Source organism: Acidovorax sp. 62 (assembly GCF_002754495.1).
Lineage (GTDB): Bacteria > Pseudomonadota > Gammaproteobacteria > Burkholderiales > Burkholderiaceae_C > Acidovorax.
The window spans coordinates 1,534,508-1,557,386 of record NZ_PEFJ01000001.1 but is presented as its reverse complement, the minus strand read 5'-3'; the positions used below and the strand labels follow the sequence as shown (position 1 = coordinate 1,557,386).

18 protein-coding genes and 1 pseudogene are annotated in these 22,879 nt (G+C 60.9%); 8 read left to right on the top strand and 11 right to left on the bottom strand.

Annotation, left to right across the window (positions count from 1 at the left end; translation table 11 throughout):
- Positions 1-58: 58 nt before the first annotated feature.
- On the bottom strand, positions 59-1,480 hold the full coding sequence (locus CLU86_RS06925; RefSeq protein WP_099741098.1) for a D-serine ammonia-lyase: 1,422 nt from the start codon (positions 1,478-1,480) through the stop codon (positions 59-61).
- Positions 1,481-1,572: 92 nt separating this feature from the next.
- Here CLU86_RS06925 and CLU86_RS06920 point away from each other — a divergent pair, with 92 nt between their 5' ends.
- The 5 genes from CLU86_RS06920 (at position 1,573) to CLU86_RS06900 (ending at position 5,496) form a co-directional block, all read left to right on the top strand.
- Positions 1,573-2,532 (top strand): LysR substrate-binding domain-containing protein, encoded by a 960-nt coding sequence (locus CLU86_RS06920; RefSeq protein WP_099741097.1) that lies wholly within the window; start codon positions 1,573-1,575, stop codon positions 2,530-2,532.
- A gap of 151 nt (positions 2,533-2,683) precedes the next feature.
- The gene (locus tag CLU86_RS06915; protein WP_099655386.1) at positions 2,684-2,971 is read left to right on the top strand and encodes a DUF6150 family protein; all 288 of its coding nucleotides are present in this window, start codon (positions 2,684-2,686) and stop codon (positions 2,969-2,971) included.
- A gap of 319 nt (positions 2,972-3,290) precedes the next feature.
- Entirely contained in the window at positions 3,291-3,878 is a 588-nt protein-coding gene (locus CLU86_RS06910) for a chromate transporter (RefSeq protein WP_099655385.1), read from the top strand.
- Positions 3,875-4,480 carry a chromate transporter gene (locus tag CLU86_RS06905; protein WP_099741096.1) on the top strand — a complete coding sequence of 202 codons (606 nt, stop codon included), beginning with the start codon at positions 3,875-3,877 and terminating at the stop codon, positions 4,478-4,480. The genes CLU86_RS06910 and CLU86_RS06905 overlap by 4 nt, the downstream gene beginning before the upstream one ends.
- 35 nt (positions 4,481-4,515) lie before the next feature.
- On the top strand, positions 4,516-5,496 hold the full coding sequence (locus CLU86_RS06900) for a hypothetical protein (protein WP_099743366.1): 981 nt from the start codon (positions 4,516-4,518) through the stop codon (positions 5,494-5,496).
- A gap of 99 nt (positions 5,497-5,595) precedes the next feature.
- Here CLU86_RS06900 and tnpC read toward each other — a convergent pair whose 3' ends face one another.
- Positions 5,596-5,946 (bottom strand): Tn3 family transposase post-transcriptional regulator TnpC, encoded by a 351-nt coding sequence (tnpC, locus tag CLU86_RS06895; RefSeq protein WP_099741095.1) that lies wholly within the window; start codon positions 5,944-5,946, stop codon positions 5,596-5,598.
- The gene (locus tag CLU86_RS06890) at positions 5,943-8,981 is read right to left on the bottom strand and encodes a Tn3 family transposase (RefSeq protein ID WP_099741094.1); all 3,039 of its coding nucleotides are present in this window, start codon (positions 8,979-8,981) and stop codon (positions 5,943-5,945) included. The genes tnpC and CLU86_RS06890 overlap by 4 nt, the downstream gene beginning before the upstream one ends.
- 262 nt (positions 8,982-9,243) lie before the next feature.
- Between CLU86_RS06890 and CLU86_RS06885 the strand changes: the two genes are divergently transcribed.
- Both CLU86_RS06885 and CLU86_RS06880 read left to right on the top strand, forming a co-directional pair.
- On the top strand, positions 9,244-9,567 hold the full coding sequence (locus tag CLU86_RS06885; protein WP_099655481.1) for a heavy-metal-associated domain-containing protein: 324 nt from the start codon (positions 9,244-9,246) through the stop codon (positions 9,565-9,567).
- 19 nt (positions 9,568-9,586) lie between these two features.
- On the top strand, positions 9,587-10,081 hold the full coding sequence (locus tag CLU86_RS06880) for a hypothetical protein (protein WP_099741093.1): 495 nt from the start codon (positions 9,587-9,589) through the stop codon (positions 10,079-10,081).
- 390 nt (positions 10,082-10,471) lie between these two features.
- Here the strand turns inward: CLU86_RS06880 and CLU86_RS06875 are convergent, their stop codons facing one another.
- The 8 genes and pseudogenes from CLU86_RS06875 to CLU86_RS06845 form a co-directional block, all read right to left on the bottom strand.
- Positions 10,472-13,621: an efflux RND transporter permease subunit gene (locus CLU86_RS06875; protein ID WP_099655479.1), complete on the bottom strand. Its 3,150-nt coding sequence runs from the start codon at positions 13,619-13,621 to the stop codon at positions 10,472-10,474.
- A complete protein-coding gene (locus tag CLU86_RS06870; RefSeq protein ID WP_099741092.1) occupies positions 13,618-15,135 on the bottom strand; it encodes an efflux RND transporter periplasmic adaptor subunit in 1,518 nt (505 codons plus the stop codon). Before CLU86_RS06870 ends, CLU86_RS06875 begins: the two co-directional genes overlap by 4 nt.
- A 12-nt stretch (positions 15,136-15,147) precedes the next feature.
- Positions 15,148-16,473 carry a TolC family protein gene (locus tag CLU86_RS06865; protein ID WP_099741091.1) on the bottom strand — a complete coding sequence of 442 codons (1,326 nt, stop codon included), beginning with the start codon at positions 16,471-16,473 and terminating at the stop codon, positions 15,148-15,150.
- 75 nt (positions 16,474-16,548) lie between these two features.
- Positions 16,549-16,962 (bottom strand): hypothetical protein, encoded by a 414-nt coding sequence (locus CLU86_RS06860; RefSeq protein WP_233194854.1) that lies wholly within the window; start codon positions 16,960-16,962, stop codon positions 16,549-16,551.
- Between the two features lie 211 nt (positions 16,963-17,173).
- Positions 17,174-17,515, bottom strand: a complete 342-nt coding sequence (locus tag CLU86_RS22575) for a DUF4148 domain-containing protein (RefSeq protein ID WP_143225942.1) — start codon at positions 17,513-17,515, stop codon at positions 17,174-17,176.
- Positions 17,516-17,846: 331 nt separating this feature from the next.
- A complete protein-coding gene (locus CLU86_RS06855; RefSeq protein WP_199173414.1) occupies positions 17,847-20,234 on the bottom strand; it encodes a heavy metal translocating P-type ATPase in 2,388 nt (795 codons plus the stop codon).
- Between the two features lie 38 nt (positions 20,235-20,272).
- Positions 20,273-20,512 carry a DUF2933 domain-containing protein gene (locus CLU86_RS06850; RefSeq protein WP_233194853.1) on the bottom strand — a complete coding sequence of 80 codons (240 nt, stop codon included), beginning with the start codon at positions 20,510-20,512 and terminating at the stop codon, positions 20,273-20,275.
- A 115-nt stretch (positions 20,513-20,627) separates the two neighbouring features.
- Positions 20,628-21,340: pseudogene (locus tag CLU86_RS06845) on the bottom strand (IS5 family transposase).
- 1,004 nt (positions 21,341-22,344) lie between these two features.
- On the opposite strand from CLU86_RS06845, the gene CLU86_RS06840 reads away from it, so the two are divergent.
- Positions 22,345-22,869, top strand: coding sequence for a DUF4148 domain-containing protein (locus tag CLU86_RS06840; RefSeq protein WP_099658632.1), 525 nt, complete (start codon positions 22,345-22,347; stop codon positions 22,867-22,869).
- The last annotated feature ends 10 nt before the right edge of the window (positions 22,870-22,879 follow it).

Here is a 22,879-nt window from a genome sequence, read left to right as displayed (position 1 = left end):
GTCACAAAAGTAAAGGAAAAAGTAAAAATCAAGTGATCGAAACAGGGGGCGCACCCCGTCAAAACGGCAGCGATCCGCGCCCTGCCAGCACAGCGCGCCCGCGCTGCACAAAGCCCTGGTACTGCGCATCGGGCACCAGCAGCCCACCGGTGGTCCACACCAGCTGCGTGGCTTGGCGCAGCACGGCATCCACGCCCGTGCTGCGCAACCAGGCCTGCCCGGCCGTGGTTCCCACCAGCATGCCGGGGCCGCTGAAGCCCGCAGCAGCAGACGGCTCGATGCGTTCCTTCAAGGCATCCAGCACCTGCACCAGGTGCGCAAACAAGGTGTCGTCGGCCACGGTGAACACGCCCGACAGCAAGGGCTGCATCAGCGCTGCGGCCAGCAACGAGGCGCGCGGCACGGCCAAGCCGTCGGCTTCTGTGCGGTTGGTCAGGCCCCAGTCGTACACCGACGGGTGCTGCCCTGGGCCCTGCGTGGCATCCGCCAGCATCTGCACCATGAAGCATGGCGACTGCACGGGCTCGGCAAAAAAGCAGTGCACGTGTGGCCCTAGCAGTTGGCGCAAGCCAAACACAATGCCCGCAGGCGCACCGCCCACACCGCAAGGCAGGTACACGATGAGCGGGTGCTCGGCATCCACCGTCACCCCTTGCTCTGCCAGTTGGGTCTGCAAATGCAAGGCCGCAGCGCTGTAGCCCAGCAACAGCGAAAACGACTGTTCATCGTCTACAAAATGGCACATCGGGTCGGCGCTGGCCTGGGCGCGACCTGCCGCCACGGCACGCTCGTAGTCACCCTGGTGCTCCACCACCTGCACACCCCGCTGGCGCAAGCGGTCTTTTTTCCATTCTTTGGCGTCGGCCGACATGTGCACGGCAGCCTTGAACCCGAGGGCCGATGCCACCACGCCAATGCTCAACCCCAGGTTGCCCGTGGAGCCCACCGCCACCTGGTAGCGCCCCAGCACCTCGCGCGCGGCCGGGGTCGCCAGGGTGCGGTAATCACCGCCTTCCTCAACCAGCCCGTGCTGCAGCGCCAGTTGCTCGGCAAACTCCAGCACCTCGTGCATGCCGCCCCTGGCTTTGATGGAGCCCGCCACAGGCAAACGGTGGTCAGCCTTGATGAACAAACGCCCTTGTCCCTCGGCCATTCCGATGGCGGCCTGCAGAGCATCGGCGGGCAGCAAGGGCGACTCCACCTGGCCCGCCGTCTCAGCCAACTCGGGAAACACCTGCGCCAGCAACCCGGCAAAGCGGGCCAACCGGGCGGCAGCTGCTTTCGTATCATCCAGACTAATGGTTCTCCCTAGTGCCGAAAGCACGGGCGCAGGGTGAGCCTCCACAGCGGCATTGGTCCAAAGCGCAGGCTGGGCGTTGCGCAGGCGTGCTGACAGCAAGGCATCTACCGCAAGGATCGGGTTCTGGCGAAGGTCTGGGGGCAAGGAAGGCACTGCAGGCTGGCACTCAAGGGATGTCATGCGTACTTGTGTCATTGTTAACTGACTGCATTTTTAGTGGGCCACGCCGCTGTCACAACGCATTTATATTGAGAAAGACATTAGTATTAATAATGGACATTCGACTCTCCCCTTCCCTGCTGGCCTGGCTGCGCAGCTTTGATGCCGCTGCACGCCATGGCAGCTTCACCAAAGCTGCGGCAGAGCTGTGCATTACCCAGGGTGCGGTCAGCCAACAGGTGAAACAACTGGAAGATTGGCTGCGTCGTCCGTTGTTTTTGCGCACGCCCCGGGCCTTGGTTCCGACACCCGAAGGCAAATGGCTGGCGGTGGTGCTGCGCGAAAGCTTTGACGCCATTGAAAGCACACTGGCGCAAATGCGCCAGCCGGCAGAGGCCACCACCGCAACGCTGAGTTGCTCCCCCTCGTTCGCCATGAGCTGGCTCACCCCTCGGCTGGGCGACTTCTTTCGCCAATACCCCCGCACCGGGCTGCGCGTGTTTGGCGAATTCCATACGCTGGACCGCACCCGCATGGTGCGCGACGGCATCGAAGCAGCCGTGCGGTTTGACCTGGGCCTGTATCCCGACCTGAATGCCACGGTGTTTCTGGACGAATGGCTCATTCCCGTGGCCAGCCCCGACTTCCTGGCACGCCATCCCACCATCCATACCCCCGAAGACCTGCGCAGCGACTGGCTGCTGCACGACAGCAGCGCATGGGAAGGCGCCGAGACCTACGAAGAATGGCAACACTGGTTCACCCAAAGGGGTGCCACGCCGCCCCCATGGGCGGGCGGGCAGCAATTCAACCTGTCGCAACTGGCTCTGGGGGCGGCGCTGGCCGGACAAGGCATTGCCATGGGCCGCGCGGCGCTGGTACTGCAAGACGTGAAGGCTGGTCGGCTCGTGCCGCTGCTGGGCTGCAGCGTGCTGTCTCGCGCCGCCTACTCGTTTGTCACCTCCAGCCACCCCAGCCCCGCCATGCAACAGGTGCGCGATTGGCTGGAAGAAGAAGCCAAGCGCTTTTGCACTGAGCGGGAGATGCTGCTGCCTGCGGTGCAGGGACCATGAGACCCAAGGGACATGCACACCGATAAAGCATCAAGACGTAACGCCTGTCTGCCAGGGCTGATTTGGCTGGCTTTTTTGGATACCCTCGGGCCCCAACACGGCGAGCCTGCGCAGGGGGCGCCAGACCGCATACCACCAACAAGGGACTGACATGGCGCAAATACTGGTTGTGAAATACGAGAGCCAAGCCGATGCCAAGGTGTTTGAGGCCCCCTATGAAAGCCAGGCGGATCTAGCGGTGCTGGAAGTACCCTACGAGCAGCAAGCCACGGGCGACGCCGTATGGCATCTGGTGAACTACGAAAGCCAGGCGACCTTCAAGATCTTCAAGGTCAAATACGAGGCACAGGCCGATTTGCGCATTTTCAAGGTGAAGTACCTTGAGCAAGCAGGCTGGCGGGTGCAAGAGCACAAGCTGCAAGGCACCTTGGGTAAGTAACAAGCCCTGCGGATCGGCGGAGCTAAGTTGTTGCTCCACCCGCGCTCTCGGTGCGCCCCACGCACTGCCCCGTATTTCTTGGCATGCACCAACGCGTGCCCCGCCCTTTCCGGTCTGCGATGGCAAGGCCCGCCTGGCGCAGGGCGGCCGCGCGTACCATGGCGTACTGAGAATCACCCTGCAGCAAGCGGTGCGGACTCTGCCGCCCCGGCAGGTGCCGGTTTCGCACAGATACTTGCGGGATGCCCCAGTGATTTACTCCTGATTTGATAGCTGCTAGCGCTTTTAAATAAAGCGCTAGCAGCAGTTTTTATGCTAAATGCCATTTATGACCGAAGCCGCCGACGCCAGCGCACGCCCACAGCCCCGCAACTGCTCTGACCTGTTTTGGTCCTTCACCTGGCTGGCGCTGCAAGGCTTTGGCGGCGTGCTGGCCGTGGTGCAACGCGAGCTGGTCGACAAAAAGCGCTGGATGACCAACGAAGAGTTTGTCGAAGACTGGGCCGTGGCGCAGATCATGCCGGGCCCCAATGTGGTGAACCTCTCCATCATGATTGGCGAGCGCTACTTTGGCTGGCGCGGCGCACTGGCGGCGCTGGCGGGCATGCTGGCGTTTCCGATGGTGCTGGTGTTGGCCCTGGCCGTGGTTTATGCGCAGTTTGCCGATCACCCTGCGGTGGCAGGCGCGCTGCGCGGCATGGGCGCGGTGGCGGCTGGGCTGATTGCGGGCATGGGCCTGAAGCTGTCGTCCACGCTGAAAAAGCATCCCCTGGGCTTGTGGGTGTGCGTGGGGTTGGCGGCCCTCACGGTGGTGGCCATGGCGGTGCTGCGCTGGCCCCTGTTCTGGACACTGCCCACCGTGGGCTTGCTGGCCTGCGTGCTGACCTGGAGAAAGCTCACCCCATGACATCCACCGCACCCGCCTTGGCCGCGCTGTCTGCGCTCGACTGGTTTCACCTGTTCATGTACTACATGTCCCTGTCGCTGCTGGCCGTGGGGGGCGCCATCAGCACGGCGCCAGACATGCACCGCTTTTTGGTGGACCGCAACGCCTGGCTCACCGATACGCAGTTCAACACCTCCATTGCCATTGCGCAGGCCGCGCCCGGCCCCAATGTGCTGTTCATCGCACTGCTGGGCTGGAACGTGGGCCTGAATGCCGGAGGCCCGGGCATGATGGGCTGGGCCCTGGGCCTGCTGGGCATTGTGGTGTGCATGGTGGGCGTGATGTTGCCCAGCAGCGTGCTGACCTGGCAGGCCACGCGCTGGGGCCACCGCAATCGCAACCGGCGCAGCGTGCGGGCCTTTAAACAAGGCATGGCACCGGTGGTGATTGGTTTGCTGCTGGCCACCGCCTGGGTGCTGACACGCACCCAGGGTTCGTCACTGCGCAACTGGCCCTTGTGGGCCCTGACTGCCATGGCCGCCCTGCTGGTGTGGCGCACCAAACTCCACTTGCTGTGGATGCTGGGGGCCGGTGCACTGCTGGGCGCCATGGGCTGGGTGTAGCAACGGTGCCCCTCCCGCAAACGGATACCGCCATCATGATCGTCCCTGACTTTTGGGCTGAAGCCCGCCTGCAACAGCCCCTCGGCAAGCGCCAAGCCACAGTGCGCCGCTGGGGATGGTCTGACACCAGCGAGGCCGACGCGCAAGCGATGGCCGATGCACGGGCCGCGCAGGCCATGGCGGACCTGCAGGCTGGCCACACCGTGGCGCGGCGCGAGCGCAAGCAGGCCTACAACGGCGCGCAGGGCGTGCCCATCCGCGAAGAAGTGCTGGCGCGCCACGGCAGCACCGTCATCACCCGCAATGCCTATGGGGCGCATTGCCTGAACACGCCGGATGTGGTGTTTGCCGATGTGGACTTTGCCACCCAGGCGCCTGCGCGAATGGCCTGGCTGCTGTTTGCGCTACTGGCGCTCGCCGTCGTAGCCACCACTCGAGCCTACGTGGGCGGCTGGGTTTGGCCGATGGCCGTGGTGCTGGGTGGGCTTGTGTCGGCGCCTGCGGCCCAAGCCTTGTACCGGTTGTGGATAGGCTACCAAGGCGGGCACGAGGCCTTGGCCCGCAAAAAGCTACAAGCCTTTGTGGCCGAGCACCCAGATTGGAACCTGCGGCTGTATCGCACACCCGCTGGCCTGCGCTTGCTGGTCACGCACACCGTGGCAGAGCCCGCCGACGGACTGGTGCAGGCCTTTTTTGCCCAAGTGCAGGCCGACCCGATGTACGTGCGCATGTGCAACAACCAGCATTGCTTTCGCGCCCGTGTGAGCGGCAAACCCTGGCGCATGGGCATAGACAGCCCCATGCGCCCCCGCCCAGGCGTGTGGCCGGTGCGGGCCGAAGCCATGCCCCAGCGCACCGCCTGGACGCATGCATACGACCGCAAAGCCCAGGCCTACGCCGCCTGCCGGTGGCTGGGCGATGTGGGCAGCGGCACGGTGCACCCCGAGGTGCAGCCCGTGGTGGCACTGCACGACGAGCTGAGCCAGGCCCTGCAGCCAAACCTGCCACTGGCTTGACGGCCAGATTGGCCAGTGGAGGGCAAGCCAGGATACGGCCAGTTTTAGCTCATAAGCTTTTTAGTTATTTTGGATTGCTTTTATATTCAAGCCCAACATTCAACTTATCGGCTGTAGTGTTTCCAGCGGTTCAATCAACTTCACCCATTCCTGCAGCTTAGCTATCGCCTGTCTGATCTCAGAGGCAGCGTCAGAAGCAAGTTCGGGCAAGCCCCCTCTATCTGCAGATCCTGACAATCCGGCGCCGTTCACCACAACATGCGTCATCTCGTGAAGCAGCAACAGTACATCTCTAAGGCCGCCCGGAGCTTGGGCATGCCCAACGATGCTGTCCAGTTCGTCAACTAACCGCAACAATGCGGAGGTGTCGTAGCTGCCCCGTACGCGGGCTAGTGCAGCCCTGTCCAGTCGACCATAGACAGTGAGGACCGTGGGGTCAAAATCGCTCATGTTCCCACTCCCTTTTGACCAACACGTTGCGCCTCCGCTGCCATGGCTGCTGCTGCTGCGCGAGCGCGCTTGGCCGCCTCACGAAACTGTGATTCCTTGACCCATGGCTCCGGCGGCCGCTTCAGGTCCAGGTGATAGTTGCCAAAGCGCTTGATACCCGAGGTCATGTATGGACTCAGGTACTCGACATCGGCAGCAGAAACGGGCTCCCCATCCGCGTACATTTCCTGAAGCACCCGCATCATGTCCACTGTGTTTTGCAGGATCACAGACGAGGCGACCAAGTCGATGAAGCGCACCCGTTTTTGCTGCTCGTTTGGATCGTTCTCATTGATCACGTCGCCGCCGAAGTCCAGCCATTTCGTGAAGGCATGGTACGACTCGATCTTGTTGGTTGTCGCGCTCACCTCCTGTCGCATTTCCTTACTGGAAATCCAACGCAGCAAGTAGACCGTACGCAGTACGCGCCCGAGTTCGCGGGCCGCAGCAAAGAGTCGGTTGTGACGCCCTTCCTGGCTAAGCTTGCGCAAAAGCATTGGCGATGCGATTTTTCCGGCCTGAATCGATATGGACACCTGCATCAGATCTCGCCAATGGTCGCGGATGAGCTTCCAGTCCACGACGTCGCTGAACAAGCGGTCGATATGCCTGAATCGCATCCCCTTCTCTGGGCGATAGAAACGCAGATCCTTCCAGTTTCGGATGCGCGGCATCAATTGGATGCCCGCTAGGTGTGTGAAGGCAAACACAGTTTCCGACTGGCCATGGGTGTCCGAGTACACGGTGTCGGCCTGAACGCTCAAGCCTGCCTTCATCAGGCCCTCAATGACGTAGACAGCTTCCAGTACCCCTGGTGGAATGAAATGGCGAAACACTGCAATGTAGTTGTCGGCGACATGCCTATAAGCCACGGCTCCCATGCGCCGGTACCGGAAATGCATGCCCACCAGCAGGTTCTGGTCATAGAAGTCGTGCTGGGTACCATCAGCCGCGACTTTTTTGCCTTCGCCCCACAGTTTGGGTAGCTCCAGCCTCAGGTACAGCTCAGTCAGATCCCGGCAAGCATTGTCCAACTGGTCCAAACTCATATGCCGCTGATTGGCATAGGAAAGTTGATGCGGTGTTACCCCATTGGACAGATGACGCGCAGCTTGGTTGGGCCCCAGGTTGCAGCCCATAGCAAACACCGTGAGCAAGTAGCGCTCGCGTGCGTTGCGAAGTTTGGGATCGTCACCCGACTGCGGCCCGAAATTGCGCGTGAACCCAGTCCAGTGCTCGATGTTGGCCAGAACATCCAGCAGGTTGCGCGGCGCCGTGCGATTTTCAATGGCAGCGTGCAAAGCAATTGCTGACGCCGGCACTTCCCGCGCAGCGACTCGCCGCAGTGTCGGTTCGCCAGTGCTTCCAATCACCACATCGCCAGCATGTTGCGGAAACTCTTCGTCGATTTTTTTGGCCGTCTCCGTGAGCAATCGCTTGAGGCCGTCTACGAATTCATCCGCAGTCGCCGGAATGCTGATACGGTCACAATAAGTTGGCAGCAGAGCTTCACACTCGTTCCAGGGCAACAACTGCAAACGGTAGTCAGCGAAGGACTCCGAACCTTCAATGCAAACATCGCCTGACCGCAGATCGCTACTCAAATAGCTGAAGACGCATACTTCGAGATAGCGGCGGTTCGTGGGGTGGCCCAGCCCATGCGAGCGGCGCACCAGCTTGCGCCAGCGTTCAGAGGCGAAAGAAAGCGCCAGATCGTCCTCAACCCATTCTACTTTGCGATGCTCGTTGGCAAGCACGACTTGCAGGGCATCCAGCAGACTGTGGTCCTGAGTGGCCGCCACGAAGCGCAATGCCTTGGCCATCCGGAACATCGCTGCACGCCAACTGCTGAAAGCTTTCCAGAGCAACGGCAAATGGTTGCCGCCACTCCACACGCGAATTGCCGCACAGTCCATCGTCAACTGGTCAAGACTGCCGTGCGGAGCGAGCAGATCTCGAACACGCTGACCAGTGCTCGCGTCATCCAGGTTTTCGGCAAGGATCTCCAGCACCTGCTCCAGTGTTGCGACCAACTCTTCGCTCAGTTCGCGTTGGCGTGCCTGGATAACCTGAAGTTCTTCCCTGGCACTTTTATGGATGGCTCCGATGCGGCGAATGAACATTTCGGCGACATCATCGCGAACTCTAACGCGCATTTGACGAATCAATGCCAGGATCAGCGCGTAGCGCTTGGCTGGTAGCAGATCTTTCATGTCACCTGCATCGAGTGCCGATGCCATGCCCGCCATGTAGTTCAGCTTGGTTACAGGCACACCGTCGAGAAGCGCATCGCTGTCTGGCAATGACTCAAGCCAGACCAACTGGTCAAGCAGCAAATCAAGGTGCTTGCGTGAGGCTTTTCTTGCCGATTTTTTGATCTGGTTGTACAGGGATCGCCTCGCTGGCAACTCGGACGTCAGCAACCGATCAAGCCATGAACTCTGGGCTGAAGTAAGGCGCTGGGTGATTCTCTTGTGCAGGGAGGCCTCCGCAGCCGAATGGGCTTGCTCGGAGATTTCGTCGAGCGTGCGAAACGCCGGAAGTTCATAACCCAGTCGCACCAATTCCTCAATAGTGATGTTGATGATGTCAACACGGGTTTCCACGATACCTGCGGCTTGCTGGGCTATCTGGATAGCTTGCGTTCTGGTTTGGCCGTCGGTGTAGGGCCTGACACCGAGCAATTCCCGTATCGCCTTGTGGTGGCGGTACAGCGTAGCCAGCGACGCGAACTCGATTTTGTCGGTCGGTGCCATCCCCAGCGTGGCCGAAACATGCTCAACAACCTCGGCAGGAATAGCGTCGAGCGCCGGGAAGTGGCGTAGAAACTCAAAGCATTTGAGCAAAACGAGGATCGCCAAGCGACGATCAGCCGTGCGCGCGTGTTGCTGAGCCCACTCAATTTCCTCGGGCTTTGGCGTGAAGGATGCTTGCAGGTCCTTGAGCGTCAACGTTCGAGGAAATCGAGGGTATGCAGTACGTTCAATGCTCGCCATAGCGCAAAGCTCCCTTGACACCGGGTTAGTTCGAGGCACACAGGGTAGCTCATGGCCTGGGAGCGCACTCAGACCTCTTCGGCTGCCTGGGCTGACCCAATCTTGACCGCCAGTTAGTTAGCTTTGCATCGGCACCTCTGATAAGTCACTGTGCGACTGCAGCGTTTGATTTCGCGGTGCGCCGGATTCTCGTGACGGGACTTGACCTTCTCATCATGGCAAGGTTCATAGTCAAACCGTGAATCAACCAAAGGAGGCTCACATGGTCCATTTCAATGTTCCTGATATGACGTGCGGGGGCTGCGCCGAGCGCATTCGTCGTGCAATAGCGCAGGCCCCAATGCTGGCGGGCGTCGAAGTAGCAATCGATGTGGCCGCGCGGCAGGTCCGCGTTCCTGGGCAAGCCGAAGACGACACTGTGCAGCTTGTCCGCTCCGCAATTGCGCGTGCCGGATACAAAGCAGACGCAGTGGTGGCCACATCACCGCACCGAACATCCGGTGGCTGCTGCTGTGCGTCTCGGCCCACAACCTCGGTTGACGTGAATCAAGACACTGCGAGCCGTACGTTGTCATGCTGCAGTTGAACCAACAAGGAGACCAATCATGCGTCTGAATATCGTCGCTGGGCTGTTGACAACCCTTTTCGTGGCGGGCGGTGCCGTCGCGCAATCTCCTAAACCTGCGGACGAACACGCAGGCCACCACCCCGGTGATGCGCAGAGCGGTGGCGTAGCTACCCAGTCTGCCCCAGCAGCTACTACCCCGCCAGCACCCGACGCCTTTGATCGTCAGATGAAGGCGATGCAGGAAATGCACAAAAAAATGCAGGCTGCCAAGACTCCCGCCGAACGTTCTGCTCTGATGGACGAGCACATGAAGCTCATGCAGTCCGGCACGGCCATGATGGGTGCTGGTAATTCTGGTGGCACGGGTATGGGGATGATGCAGCAAGGGGCGCAGGCCAAACCTGCCGCACCTGCCGCCTCTGGAACCTCGGGCATGATGGGCATGTACGCTCAAATGGAGCGCCGCATGGCCATGATGGAACAGATGATGCAAATGATGGTGGACCGCCAAGCGGCCATGCCATCCAAATAGCCCCCGCGAGCGTCCTGAGGGGCGCTCGCCACAAAATCTCATTGAGATTCTGTAGATCGCCTTCCTGAATCAACCAGCGTAAGGCGCATTAAGCCCTCAGCCCGTTGCTGCAGCCCCCAAGCACGACGCACATCAGAAGTGGGAATGCGTTCGGTTCTTTTGTATCAATGGTTGATCGATAGCTCAACTGGATGCCATTGACAGCGGCGACGGTGCTTTTACCGGGTCTTCAGTTTTCAACAACAGGGTTGCGCCGCTGACCCAGTAGCGCCGCTTTGAGCGCCACACAGGCCATTAGGTCAGTTCGATTGAGGCGGCATTGCCTAACATCGCCACCCAGCCTCTCGATTGGCAAACTCGGTGCCCCCAAGGGGGCGCCCCAAGCCAGCTTCACGAAGCATCAGTGTCCAGCTGATCGTGTTTACTCGGCCTTCGCATCAGCACATAGGCCGCAGGAATCACGAACAAGGACAGCAGCGGCGCCGTCACCATGCCGCCCAGCATGGGGGCCGCGATGCGGCTCATGACCTCCGAGCCTGTCCCGCTGCTCCACACGATGGGCACCAGGCCCGCCAGGATGACAGCCACGGTCATGGCCTTGGGGCGCACGCGCAGCACGGCACCTTCGCGGATCGCGTCCAGCAGCTCTTCCAGCGTAGGCTGCCTGCCGTCTGGGCATCTCTCGGCCAGTGCGTGCTTGAGGTAGATGAGCATGACCACCCCGAACTCTGCCGCGACCCCCGCCAGGGCGATGAAGCCCACACCGGTGGCGATCGAGAGGTTGTAGTTCATCAGGTACAGGAACCAGATGCCCCCAGTGAGCGCAAATGGCAGCGTCGCCATGATCAGTCCCGCCTCCCCCATGCGCGAGAAGGTCAGATACAACAGCACGAAGATGATCAGCAAGGTGGCAGGCACCACCACTTTGAGGCGGGCATTGGCCCGCTCCAGGTACTCGAACTGGCCCGAGTAGGTGATGCTGACCCCGGGCTCCAGCTTGATCTGGCGGCTCACCGCATCGCGCAGGTCATTGGCCACCGATGACAGATCGCGCCCCCGCACATCGACATACACCCAGCCCGATGGGCGGGCGTTCTCGCTCTTGAGCATGGGTGGTCCATCGGTGATAGAAACGCTGGCCACCGTGCCCAGCGTGATTTGCTGACCCATGGGGGTGGAGAGAGGCAACTGGGCCAGGCGTTCTGGGGAATCTCTCCACTCTCGCGGATAGCGTAGGTTGATCGGGAAGCGGGCCAGGCCCTCGACCGTTTCCGAGACGTTTTCACCACCGATGGCCCCGGAGACCACGGCCTGGATTTCGGACACGTTCAGCCCGTAGCGCCCTGCGGCCGTGCGATCGATGCGGACATCGACATAGCGCCCCCCCGTCAGGCGCTCTGCCAAAGACGAAGTCACTCCCGGAATGCCCTTGGCGACCTGCTCGACCTGGGCAGCGATCCCGTCGATCACCTTCAGGTCGTTGCCGGTCACCTTGACCCCGATGGGACTCTTGATGCCGGTGGCCAGCATGTCGATCCGGTTGCGAATGGGCGGAATCCAGATGTTTGACAGGCCAGGAATCTTGACGGCCTTGTCCAGCTCCTCGATCAGACCCTCGGGCGTCATTCCTGGACGCCATTGGTCTCTGGGCTTGAGCTTCACCGTGGTCTCGAACATTTCCAGCGGTGCCGGATCCGTGGCGGTCTCCGCGCGGCCCGCCTTGCCGAAGACGCGCTCGACCTCGGGCACCGTCTTGATCATCCGGTTGCTCAGTTGCAGCAGTTCGGTGGCCCGCTGCGCCGACAGACCCGGAAGCGCCGACGGCATGTACAGCAGATCACCTTCGTCCAGCCTGGGCAGGAACTCGCCCCCCAGCCGCGAGAGGGGCCAGATCGTGGTCGTCAGCGCCAGCACGGCGATGACCAGTGTGGATTTGGGGCGGTGCAGAACCCATTCCAGGCAAGGTCGGTACACGGCAATCAGCGCGCGCGTGATCGGGTTTTTCTGCTCGTCAGGGATACGCCCTCGGATCCAGTAGCCCATGAGGACGGGGATCAGCGTGACCGAGAGAGCCGCTGCTGCGGCCATCGCATAGGTCTTGGTAAACGCCAGCGGTCCGAACAGGCGACCTTCCTGTGCTTCCAGCGTGAAAACGGGCACGAAGGACAAGGTGATGATAAGCAGCGAGAAGAACAGCGCGGGGCCCACCTCCTCGGCAGCTTCAGTGATCACCTTCCAGCGCTCTTCCCCCACCAGTTGGCGGTCTGGATGCTTGCGCTGCCAGGCCTCCAGCTTCTTGTGGGCGTTCTCGATCATCACCACGGCCGCATCGACCATGGCGCCCACGGCAATCGCAATCCCGCCCAGGGACATGATGTTGGCGTTGATGCCCTGGTAGCGCATCACCAGAAACGCCGCCATGATCCCCAGAGGCAGAGAAATGATGGCGACCAGCGCGGAGCGCAGGTGCCAGAGGAACAAGACACAGACCACAGCCACCACGATGAACTCCTCGATGAGTTTGGTGGTGAGGTTCTGGATCGCCCGCTCAATGAGTGCGCTGCGGTCGTAGGTGGTCACGATCTCAACGCCCTGGGGCAGGCTGCTTTGCAGCTCACTGAGCTTGGCCTTGACGGCTTTTATGGTTTCCTGGGCATTCTTGCCCGAGCGCAGGACCACCACGCCACCGGCCACTTCCCCCTCGCCGTCGAGTTCAGCGATACCGCGCCGCATCTCCGGACCGATCTGGAGTGTGGCGACATCACCCAAGCGCACGGGAATCCCGGCGCGCGACACCAGCGGGATGGCCCGGAAGTCGTCCAGCGTCTTGAGGTAGCCGCTGGCGCGCACCATGTACTCGGCTCCGGACAACTCCAGCACCGACCCGCCCGTTTCCTGGTTGGCGCCCAGGATGGCCTCGCGCACCTGCCCCTGGGTCAGCCCTTGGGCTGCGAGCTTGATCGGATCAAGCACCACCTGGTACTGCTTGACCATGCCGCCCACCGACGCCACTTCCGCGACATTGGGCAGGCTCTTGAGTTCGAATTTCAGGAACCAGTCCTGCAGGGCCCGCAGCTGGGCGAGATCGTTCTTGCCGGTGCGGTCCACCAGCGCATATTGGTAGATCCAGCCGACCCCGGTGGCGTCGGGGCCGAGCGACGATTTGGCCGTGGCGGGTAGTCGTCCCTGCACCTGATTCATGTACTCCAGCACGCGGGAACGCGCCCAGTACAGGTCCGTACCGTCCTCGAACAGGATGTAGACGAAGGAGTCGCCAAAGAAAGAGAAGCCGCGCACTGTCTTGGCACCCGGGACGGACAGCATGGTGGTGGCCAGTGGGTAGGTCACCTGGTTTTCCACGATCTGCGGCGCCTGGCCGGGATAGGCGGTGCGGATGATGACCTGGACATCCGACAAATCGGGAAGCGCGTCCACGGGGGTGCTGCGCACACCCCACACGCCCCAGGCCGTGAGCATCACGGTCGCCAGCAGAACCAGGAATCGGTTCGCCACCGACCAGCGGATCAGTCGCGCGATCATGGCTTGATCCTTTCCACGGCGATGATCACGAAGTCCTTGCCTTGCTGCTGGAAGGTGAACTTGACCTGCTGCTCGGGTTTCAGGGCCTTGGCCAGCTCCGGGTTTGCCAGCTTGAATGGCATGGTCATGCCGGGCCACTTCAGTTCAGGCACGGCCTCATGGGTAAGGGTCAGCTCGGTTGGCGTGACCTCATCGACCACCCCTCGCACCGTAAAGCTCTTCGATGCCGGAGCAGCAGACTTTGAAGACCCCTGTTCGTTGATCGGCTGTACGCCGCTGCTTGGAGGCTGTGTGGGCATGATGCCTCGCAGGCTGGCTTCCGAGTCGATCAGGAACTGTGCCGAGGCGACCACCTGTTGCCCTGCGGTGAGGCCGCTTTGAATGACGAGGCGGTCATCGATTTCCGCACCGAGTTGCACCTGGACGGGGTGGTACTTTCCAGGACTGTCCACCACGTAGACCAACGCCCGCTTGCCGGTGCGGATCACCGCTTCGCTGGGCACCAGCAGCGCTGGTTGTGTACGTCCAGCCAGGACGATCTGTCCGGACATGCCCGCCTTCAGGCGCTGGGTGGGGTTGGGAAGCTCCAGGCGCACGCGCACTGTGCGGGTGTCCCGGTTGGCCTCCGGCAGGATGCTCACAACCCGGGCTTTAAGGGTTTCGCCCGGAAACGCGGCCAGTCGGACCTGGGCGTCTTGTCCCAATTGCAAGGGACCACTTTGCGCTTCGGGAACTGCAGCCTCGATCCAGACGCTGGCCAGGCCGTTCACGCGCACCAGGCTGGCACCCGCAGAGACCGTCATGCCCTGGCGCACCATCAGTTCGGCCACCATCCCTGCTAGTGGGAAGGTCACCGTGTAGCGGCCCTGAGGTTCGCCCGTGCGCTCCACCTGGGCCACGAGCGAGGCAGGCATGCCCAGCAGTGACAGCCGCTGGCGCGAAGCTGCCGTTAGCGATTCGTCCTTGAGCGCCCGGACCGCGAGAAACTCGCGCTGCGCAGCCACCCACTCAGGCAGCAGAAGATCCACCAATGGCGCGCCTGCGGCCACCACGTCGCCCGGGGCCCGGGCATAGACGCGTTCCACGAAGCCGCCCGAGCGGGCCTGGACGATGCTCACATCCCGGTCATTGAGCTGGACCGTGCCCAGCACGTCCACATCGGACCCAATGTCTCGCTGCTCTACCAGGGCGGTGCGCAGGCCGAGGGCTTGCACGGCCTGGGCCGAGACGCTCAGGCCGGAGCTTTCCTGAGTGTCCTCATCCGCATACTTGGGTACCAAGGCCATGTCCATGTAGGGGGACTTGCCTGGCTTGTCGAACTTCTGCGTCGGCGACATCGGGTCGTACCAGTACAGCACCTTGCGGTCGGCTTTTGCTGCTTCTGTCGATGCGGGACTGGCTCCCAGTGCGCGGTTGTTCGCGGTGCGCCATTGGGAGACGCCCCAGCCGAGGGCGATGCCAGCAGCCACCAGTGCCACGGCCACAGCGGTCTTCTTGAAAACGGTATTGGTCATGTGGTTCTCCCTTCAGTCGGCAATCAGGCTGTTCAGGCGGGCAATCACGGTGTCCCGCTGTGCCTGCAGATCAATGAGCCGCCAGTGCGTCTCCCGCACTTGGGCCCGAGCCGCCAGCACGGCGCTCAAGTCGCCTTTGGCAGACTGGTAATTGGCTAACGCGAGTTCGGCACGCCCCTGTGCCAAGCCCATGCCAGTCGATTGCAGCCGCTCGATCTGACTGTTCAGTGCCGCCAGCTCTGAGGCGCTGTCCTCCAGTTCCTGCAGGTGCCTGCGGGTCACGTCTTCCTGCTCGGCTTCCAGGCGCTGCAGTTCCAGCTGCTTGGCCTTGATCTGGGGTCCCTGACGCCGCTCCTGTTGCCAGGGAAGATCAAAAGTCACCTGGAAGGACACCATGTCGCCCCAGCGGCGGTCACGGCGGCTGTATGCGACTTCCCAGGACCAATCACCCTTGGTTTCTGCCTGGGCTTCGCGCGTCTCCGCCAAGGCCATGCCCTGCATGGCGGGATACTGCGCCAGTTCGGCATGGCGGTGTACCTCCGAACGCAGCTGGTCCAGAGGGCGGCTCAAGGGCCCTGGAGTGCCCTGCAGTACCTCGTCGGAACGGGCGCCAACCCAGCGCCGCAACATCGCCCTGGCCTTGGACCGATCCCGCTGCAGATCGTCCCTGCGGTCCGACAACGCAAGCGCCTCCTGCCTGGCCATCAGGAGGTCTCCCGCCTGGGCCGTCCCCCCCGCAATGCGGGCAGGCAGGCTGTCTTGGAGGCGCTGGTTCTCACTCATTAAATCGGCAAGTACCTGGTCGCGCTGTTCAATGGCCTGGGCCATGATCCACGCTTGGCTCAGCTCCTGGCGAATCTGCAGGCGCTGGACCGCCAGGGTGGCGCGTTCACGCTCCACCTTGGCCTGTGCACTGGCAATCTGGGCATCTCGTTTGGCGCGGTTGGGCACCTCCTGCATCAGCGCCAAGCGCTGCATGGTCATGGACTCGCGCGTGAGACTGAAGCGGTCCATGCCGCTGATAGGGAAGTTCTCTACACCAACCGACAGCTTGGGGTCCGGCAGCGTTCCTGCCGACTTCTGGGAACTGCTGGCCGCGTCAATCTGCAGCCGCTGGGCAGTGATGCGGGGACTGTGCTGCTCCGCCAGGTCTAGGGCATCGGTAAAGCTGAGGGCATGTACCTGGCCGCCAGCCAAACCGATGCCAGCCAGCAGGAACCCCAGAGCGCTCCGGCGCAGATGGAAGATATTGCGCGCCTGGCTGTCGTGTGAGATGGGAAGAATGCGCAGCTGCGCAGACAGACGCTCGCCGGGAGCGTCGAAAGAAATGATGGGCATGGTGGTCCTCGAAATTGATGGGCACGAAGTCAGACCTGCGCGCACGCTGCAAGGCAGCGCACGCGCCGTGCACGATCAATTCAGAAAGACCTGATGGGTCAGATAGATGGGGGGGGAGCCCGCTCGACTGTCCAACTCTGCGTAGACAGCCCGTGGGTCAGTATCGCGCTCTGATTCGAGCACAACCGGGAGCACATAGGCAACCCAAATTGCGTGCGCCGCGATCAACTGCAATTCAAGGCCCTGTTGCGAGGGGGACGACAGGCTGTCGCCATTGCAATGGGCTCGGCACAGCTGTGGATCTTGTTCATCCATAGTACCTGCCATCGCGTGGCAATCGGGCATGGAGGGCATGCCAACGGCATTCTCAATGTCAATCCCAGCTTTTTGCATCGATGCCATGTGGGCGGTCGAATCCAGCTTGGGGCAGGCGTACACAGCCAACGCGAACTGCATCAGAAGCAACGCTGTGGCAAGAACACTGGTCATCCAGCGCCCTTGTCGCGATACGGTACTCCTGAAGAAAATCATAATCAGATATTAGGCAGTTGGTGGCGATACTCATTTGACCAAGGTCAAATTAGCGCAACGCTGAGAATCGCTGACCATGCTCACCCCCTTGCTGGCTCATGAGGTGTACGTGTGGTCGAATTAATGTGTCGCTCACAGTTCTTTCCACATGTTGACATGTCAACGCAGTTTAGTACCCTCGATTGCTGTTGATGCGACGCATTGATCCGTCTTCCTGAGCGCGACGCAACTCTTGAAGAACCGCTTCTCGTGTGAGTCCACCTTGGGTAGTTTTTTCAAATTCGGGGGCATAGCCAGCCTCGCTAGATATTTTTGCAAGCGAGCCGCCTGCGCGCGCGGCTTGCAACTCCGACTCAACTTGGGCTCGTGTTTGGGTCACTGGCATCGCGTGGGATGCACCGCCGACTTCAGTTGCTGCAGGGGTAAAACCACTGCTGGCAAATGCTGTTAGAGAGGTCGCAGAAATCATCGATACAAAGGCGACCGACAGCAAAGTGTTAATGCGAGACATAGAAAAAAACTCCTTCATAAGATTGAAAATCGACTCCGGATCTGGAATTTCCGTGTCGTGATGTCAACTGTATGAAGGTCGTATCGACTCAACGGTGACCGCCACGTTACAAGTTGGAAAGCTCTGGTTTTTTGAAAGATTGCGTGATTTGAGAACGGCCGAAACAAAGAGAATTTCAGCGACCGAAGCTCGCATCCGTCTTGTCTCTGAATGAGACAGATGGACATAAAGGTCTTGAATTTTCCGAAGAAGTCTCGATCAAGTAGTGCCACCTGCAGATTAGGCCCAAAAGCCTCCCGTCAAAGCGGATCGCCGATGCAGAGTTCCACTTTCACCTACGCGGCTGAACTATCAATGGAGTCTGGAGACGCAAAGCGTTGAAAACGACCGAAGCTGAGCTAAGACTCATTGCCAAGGCTGCGATCATTGGCGACAACAGCCAGCCAGTGAAGGGATAGAGCAGCCCTGCGGCAATCGGTATGCCCAGCGCGTTGTAGAGGAAGGCAAACATCAGGTTTTGCTTCATGTTTCCTACCGTAGCCTCCGACAGTTCCCGCGCCGTGGAAATCCCCCGCAGATCGCCCTTGACCAGGGTGACCTGCGCGCTGTTCATGGCCACATCAGTGCCAGTGCCCATCGCGATCCCCACGTCTGCCTTGGCAAGGGCTGGCGCATCGTTAATGCCGTCTCCAGCCATGGCAACGACACGGCCCTCGGCTTGTAGTCGGGACACCAGAGCCAGCTTGTCCGCAGGCTTGACCTCGCCGTGGACCTCATCAATCCCCAGCTTTGCACCTACCGCCTTGGCGGTGGTCATGCCGTCGCCCGTGGCCATGACGATGCGCAGTCCTGCCGCATGCAACGTTGCCAAGGCTTCCGGCGTGCTTGCCTTGATGGCGTCCGAGACCGCCAGCAGGCCTTGAAGCTGGCCGTCGGCCGCCAGGTACATCACACTGGCGCCTGTGGCGCGCAAGGCCTCTGCCTGCGCAAGCAACGGATTCGCAGAAACGCCCACCTGCTCCATGAGGACCGTGTTGCCCAGGGCGAGCTGGCGTCCAGCGACCTGTCCGCGTACACCGATACCCGACCCGGACTCAAAGTCCTCGGGTTTGTCCAGAGGTAGGCCCTTGGCTCGGGCCGCTTGGACAATGGCATCGGCCAGCGGATGCTCGCTGCCTTGGTCCAGACTGGCTGCCAGGCGCAGCACTTCGTCCTCGGACAGGCCAGGCATAGCCACCACACGTTCAAAGGAGGGCTTGCCCTCGGTGAGGGTGCCAGTCTTGTCCACGATCAGCGTGTCCACCTTGCGCAGGTTCTCGATGGCTGCCGCGTCCCTGAACAGCACGCCGCTGGTCGCCCCCCGGCCTGTGGCCACCATGATGGACATGGGCGTTGCCAAGCCCAACGCACAAGGGCACGCGATGATCAGCACCGCAACTGCATTGACCAGGCCGTAGACCCAGCGTGGCTCCGGACCAAACAGGCCCCACGCGAACAGCGTGAGCAACGCGATACCCACCACGGCCATGACAAAGTACCCCGCCACCTGGTCGGCCATGCGCTGCATGGGGGCCCGTGAGCGCTGTGCCTGCGCAACCATCTGAACGATCTGCGACAGCATGGTAGCGGAGCCCACCCGCTCGGACCGGATCACCAGTGCCCCGTTGGTATTGAGTGTGGCACCGATGACGGCATCACCAGGCCCTTTGACGATGGGCACCGGCTCGCCAGTGAGCATGGCTTCGTCCACCGCGCTGCTCCCCTCGACCACCACGCCATCCACCGGCACCTTCTCACCAGGGCGCACGCGCAAGAGATCTCCCACATGGACATGGGACAAGGGAACATCACTCTCCTGACCGTTGGCGTCAATACGCCGCGCGGTCTTGGGGGCCAGGCCCAGCAGCGACTTGATGGCGGCCGAAGTCTGCGAGCGCGCCTTGAGCTCCAGCATCTGACCCAGCAGCGTGAGAGAGATGATGACGGCTGCAGCTTCGAAGTACACCGCCACGCGGCCCATAGCCTGGAATGAGGCTGGAAACACCCCAGGCGCCACGGTGGCGACCACGCTGTAGACGAAAGCGGCCCCCGTGCCCAGGCCGATCAGCGTCCACATGTTGGGACTGCGGTTCACGATGGACTGAGCGCCGCGCACAAAGAAGGGCCAGCCAGCCCACAGCACGATGGGAACCGTCAGCACCAGCTCAATCCAGCTCTGGGTGGCCATTTCGAACCACTGCAGCCTGTGCCCCACCATGGCCAGGACGGTGACCACCACGGTCAGTGGCAACGTCCACCAGAAGCGATGCCGGAAATCCACGAGTTCGGCGTTTTCTCCCTCATCCAGCGTGGGCAACATGGGCTCCAGCGTCATGCCGCATTTGGGGCAGTTTCCTGGATGGTCTTGCTGCACCGCCGGGTGCATTGGGCAGGTGTAGATAGTGCCGGGCTGAGTTGCTGCAGGCTCACGCACAACCTTCTCGGTACCAGGAGGCGTGACAGCGTACCTGCCTGGTTCCTCAGCAAACTTCGTCCGGCACTTGGAGCTACAGAAGTAGTAATGCTGTCCTTCGTGGTCCGCTGTGTGATGCGATTGTTCCGTCACGTCCATACCGCAGACTGGATCTCTAAGTCCCGTCGTAAGCGGCGGTGCCTCCCTGTGGGGCCCCTCATAATGATGGCCATGGTGGGTGTGATCGTGCGGTTCCGCGTTGGACATGAATGGCCTCCCTGCAAATGTTTTGTGTGCCTGCGAGATTACTTTTTGCTCGAATCGCTTTCGTGAGAGCCGTGCCCCCCATGCCCATGGAAGAGGTGCATTAACGGGCAAACCAGCAAGAGCAGATATGGCCAGTAGCCCGCAATGTGCGACCAATGCTCTCTGAGCACGAAGAATGCCCCGATGAGCGCAATCATGATTACGGCGCCTATCAATTTACGACTGCCTCGACTGGCGTTGGCACCTTCTGAATGCCCTGTGGTGTGGTCGTGGTTCATAGCGATCTCCAAGAAGTGACCATCGAGACAATGATGGTCACGGTGAAAACGATAGGGCTTAACACCGTGGCAATGTCAAGCCTGAAAATAGAAATGCTCTAGGACGTGTTGAGAATCAGCGAGAGTTGATAACCCCAGCTGCGAGATAGATCATCGCTGCGAAGCTGCTATCCGTCTTGTCGCTGCGCATTGCGATACGTTTGAACTCCTTGAGCTTGCAAAAGAAGTTCTCGATCAAGTGGCGCCATTTGTAGACCTCCAGGTCAATCTCCAGTGGCGCTCTCCTTCGCGGCATCTGTGAGATCACCGCCTGCGCCCCGCGCTTACCCAACTCCTGGATCAGCCAATTCACATCGAAGGCCTTGTCGGCAAGCAAGGCATCAAAGCGCACATCGGCAATCAGCTCTCTGACCCCTTTGGTGTCGTGGCGCTGCCCTGGCATCAAGACGAACTTCACCAGATTGCCCAATGCATCTGTCAGCGCCAGTATCTTCGTGGTCATGCCGCCCCTCGAGTGGCCTATGGCCTGGCCCGAAGTCCCCCTTTTGCTCCCTGGCCGTGCCGATGCACTTTCACAATCGTGGCATCCACCATCGCATATTCCATGTCCGGCTGCTCGCTCACTGCATCGAACAGACGTTGGAACACATCGGCCTTAACCCAGTCTCTAAAGCGTTTGAACACCGTGTTCCACTTGCCGAACTCTGGCGGCAGGTCTCGCCAGGGGCTGCCTGTGCGGGCAATCCACAGCACTGCCTCAACGAAGCGGCGGTTGTCTGTGCCGCTGCGTCCAGGATCACTTGGCTTGCCAAGGCATTGAGGCTCCATCTTGGCCCATTGTTCGTCTGTCAGTACCCATCGAATGCTCATGCGCCTATTGCATCACAGCCCTCCGAGCCGTTGTGCTTGATTCTCAACAGCCCCTAGCTGGCGACACCCGCAAGCGTCCTGGTTTCACGCTGTGCAGTTCATTGCCAAAAAGGGCCTTTTAGAGTTCGTCAAGGAAGACGGGAAACAGACCTACAACAGGAATGAGCGGCCAAGCACGGGGCGTACTTCTGGATCGCACCCGCGAACGCACAAACGTCGTTCCCACCAGCGCAAATAGCTGCTACTGGCCTTCTGTCGTGTCAATTGCCCTCCGAACGCCTGCACAGTCCAGGTGTCGAACGAATGCCTTATTGCCTCAGTCAAGCTCTTCAAGGTGTGCGGGTCGATGGTTGTCCAGAAGGAACGGCGGGGCGCCCAACGTCAGCCGTGGTCAAGCGAGGCGTGAGCATGTGGCCCGCAGCGTCAACCTTGACCATGCCCAGTCTGGGATGGTTCCAGTAGCGCGTCTTGCCTTCTCCAACCTGCTCTTTGACTGGCGGCGCTTGATCGTGCACTTCCACATCTGTGGGCGCCGCGAAAGAGGCTGCGGAAGCCAGGGACAGAGCCGCGGCAAAGACAGAAGCAAATAGATTGTTGGACATGATTTTGGCCCTCGCATAGGTCATTGAAACGTCAGCCTGGCTGACGACCTCACGTCACGCAGCCTTAAGAAATCCGTGCGCGTCGTGTTGAGGGGCAGTTTCGATCTTGGTCAATCACCGGAAGATGATGGATGGATGACATTTTTGTAATGCAAAGAACCGCCGCTGTGAGAGCACTCTGATTTGCTCCGAGAATGATGCTGCCTTTCGCTCGGATGCGCATGCATTGCCAGTTGTTTTCAAAAGCGTAATCAAAGGGTCACCTCGCCGTGGGGACGCGATTTCTAGACTTCTCTCCGTGGCGCAGAAAACGCCACCTGGATGAACCATACCGTGCATCCAGCGCAGCAGGAGACCATCATGAAACTCAAGTCCGCCCTCATCATCCTTTCTCTCATCGCCGCTCCCGCTTTCGCATCAGACCAAGCGGTCAGCAAGACACGTGAACAAGTGCAGGCCGAGTTGGCCCAGGCCATGCAAAGCGGTGACATGCTTGCTTTCGGTGAATCCGGTCTGACGCTCAAACAACTCAACCCCGGTGCGTATCCGGCGACTGCGTCTGCACAGGCCACAAAATCGCGAGACCAAGTGCGCGCAGAACTGGAACAAGCAATCCGCACGGGCGACATCCTGGTGGGCGGCGAATCGGGGGCCAAGCTCAATGAGATCGTGCCTAGCCGTTACCCCGTAGTGGCCAACGCGCCGTCCAAAACCCGCGATCAGGTCAAGAGTGAGCTGGCTCGCGCCATACGCGAAGGTGAAATCGTCTCCGTGGGAGAAGACGGTCGTAAACTCAACGAAATCTATCCCGACCGCTACCGCGCTGCTCACCATGCTGCTGTGGCCGCCACCTCTGACGAATCCGTCAAGGCTCCTCGGTTCTAAACAGGTTCTC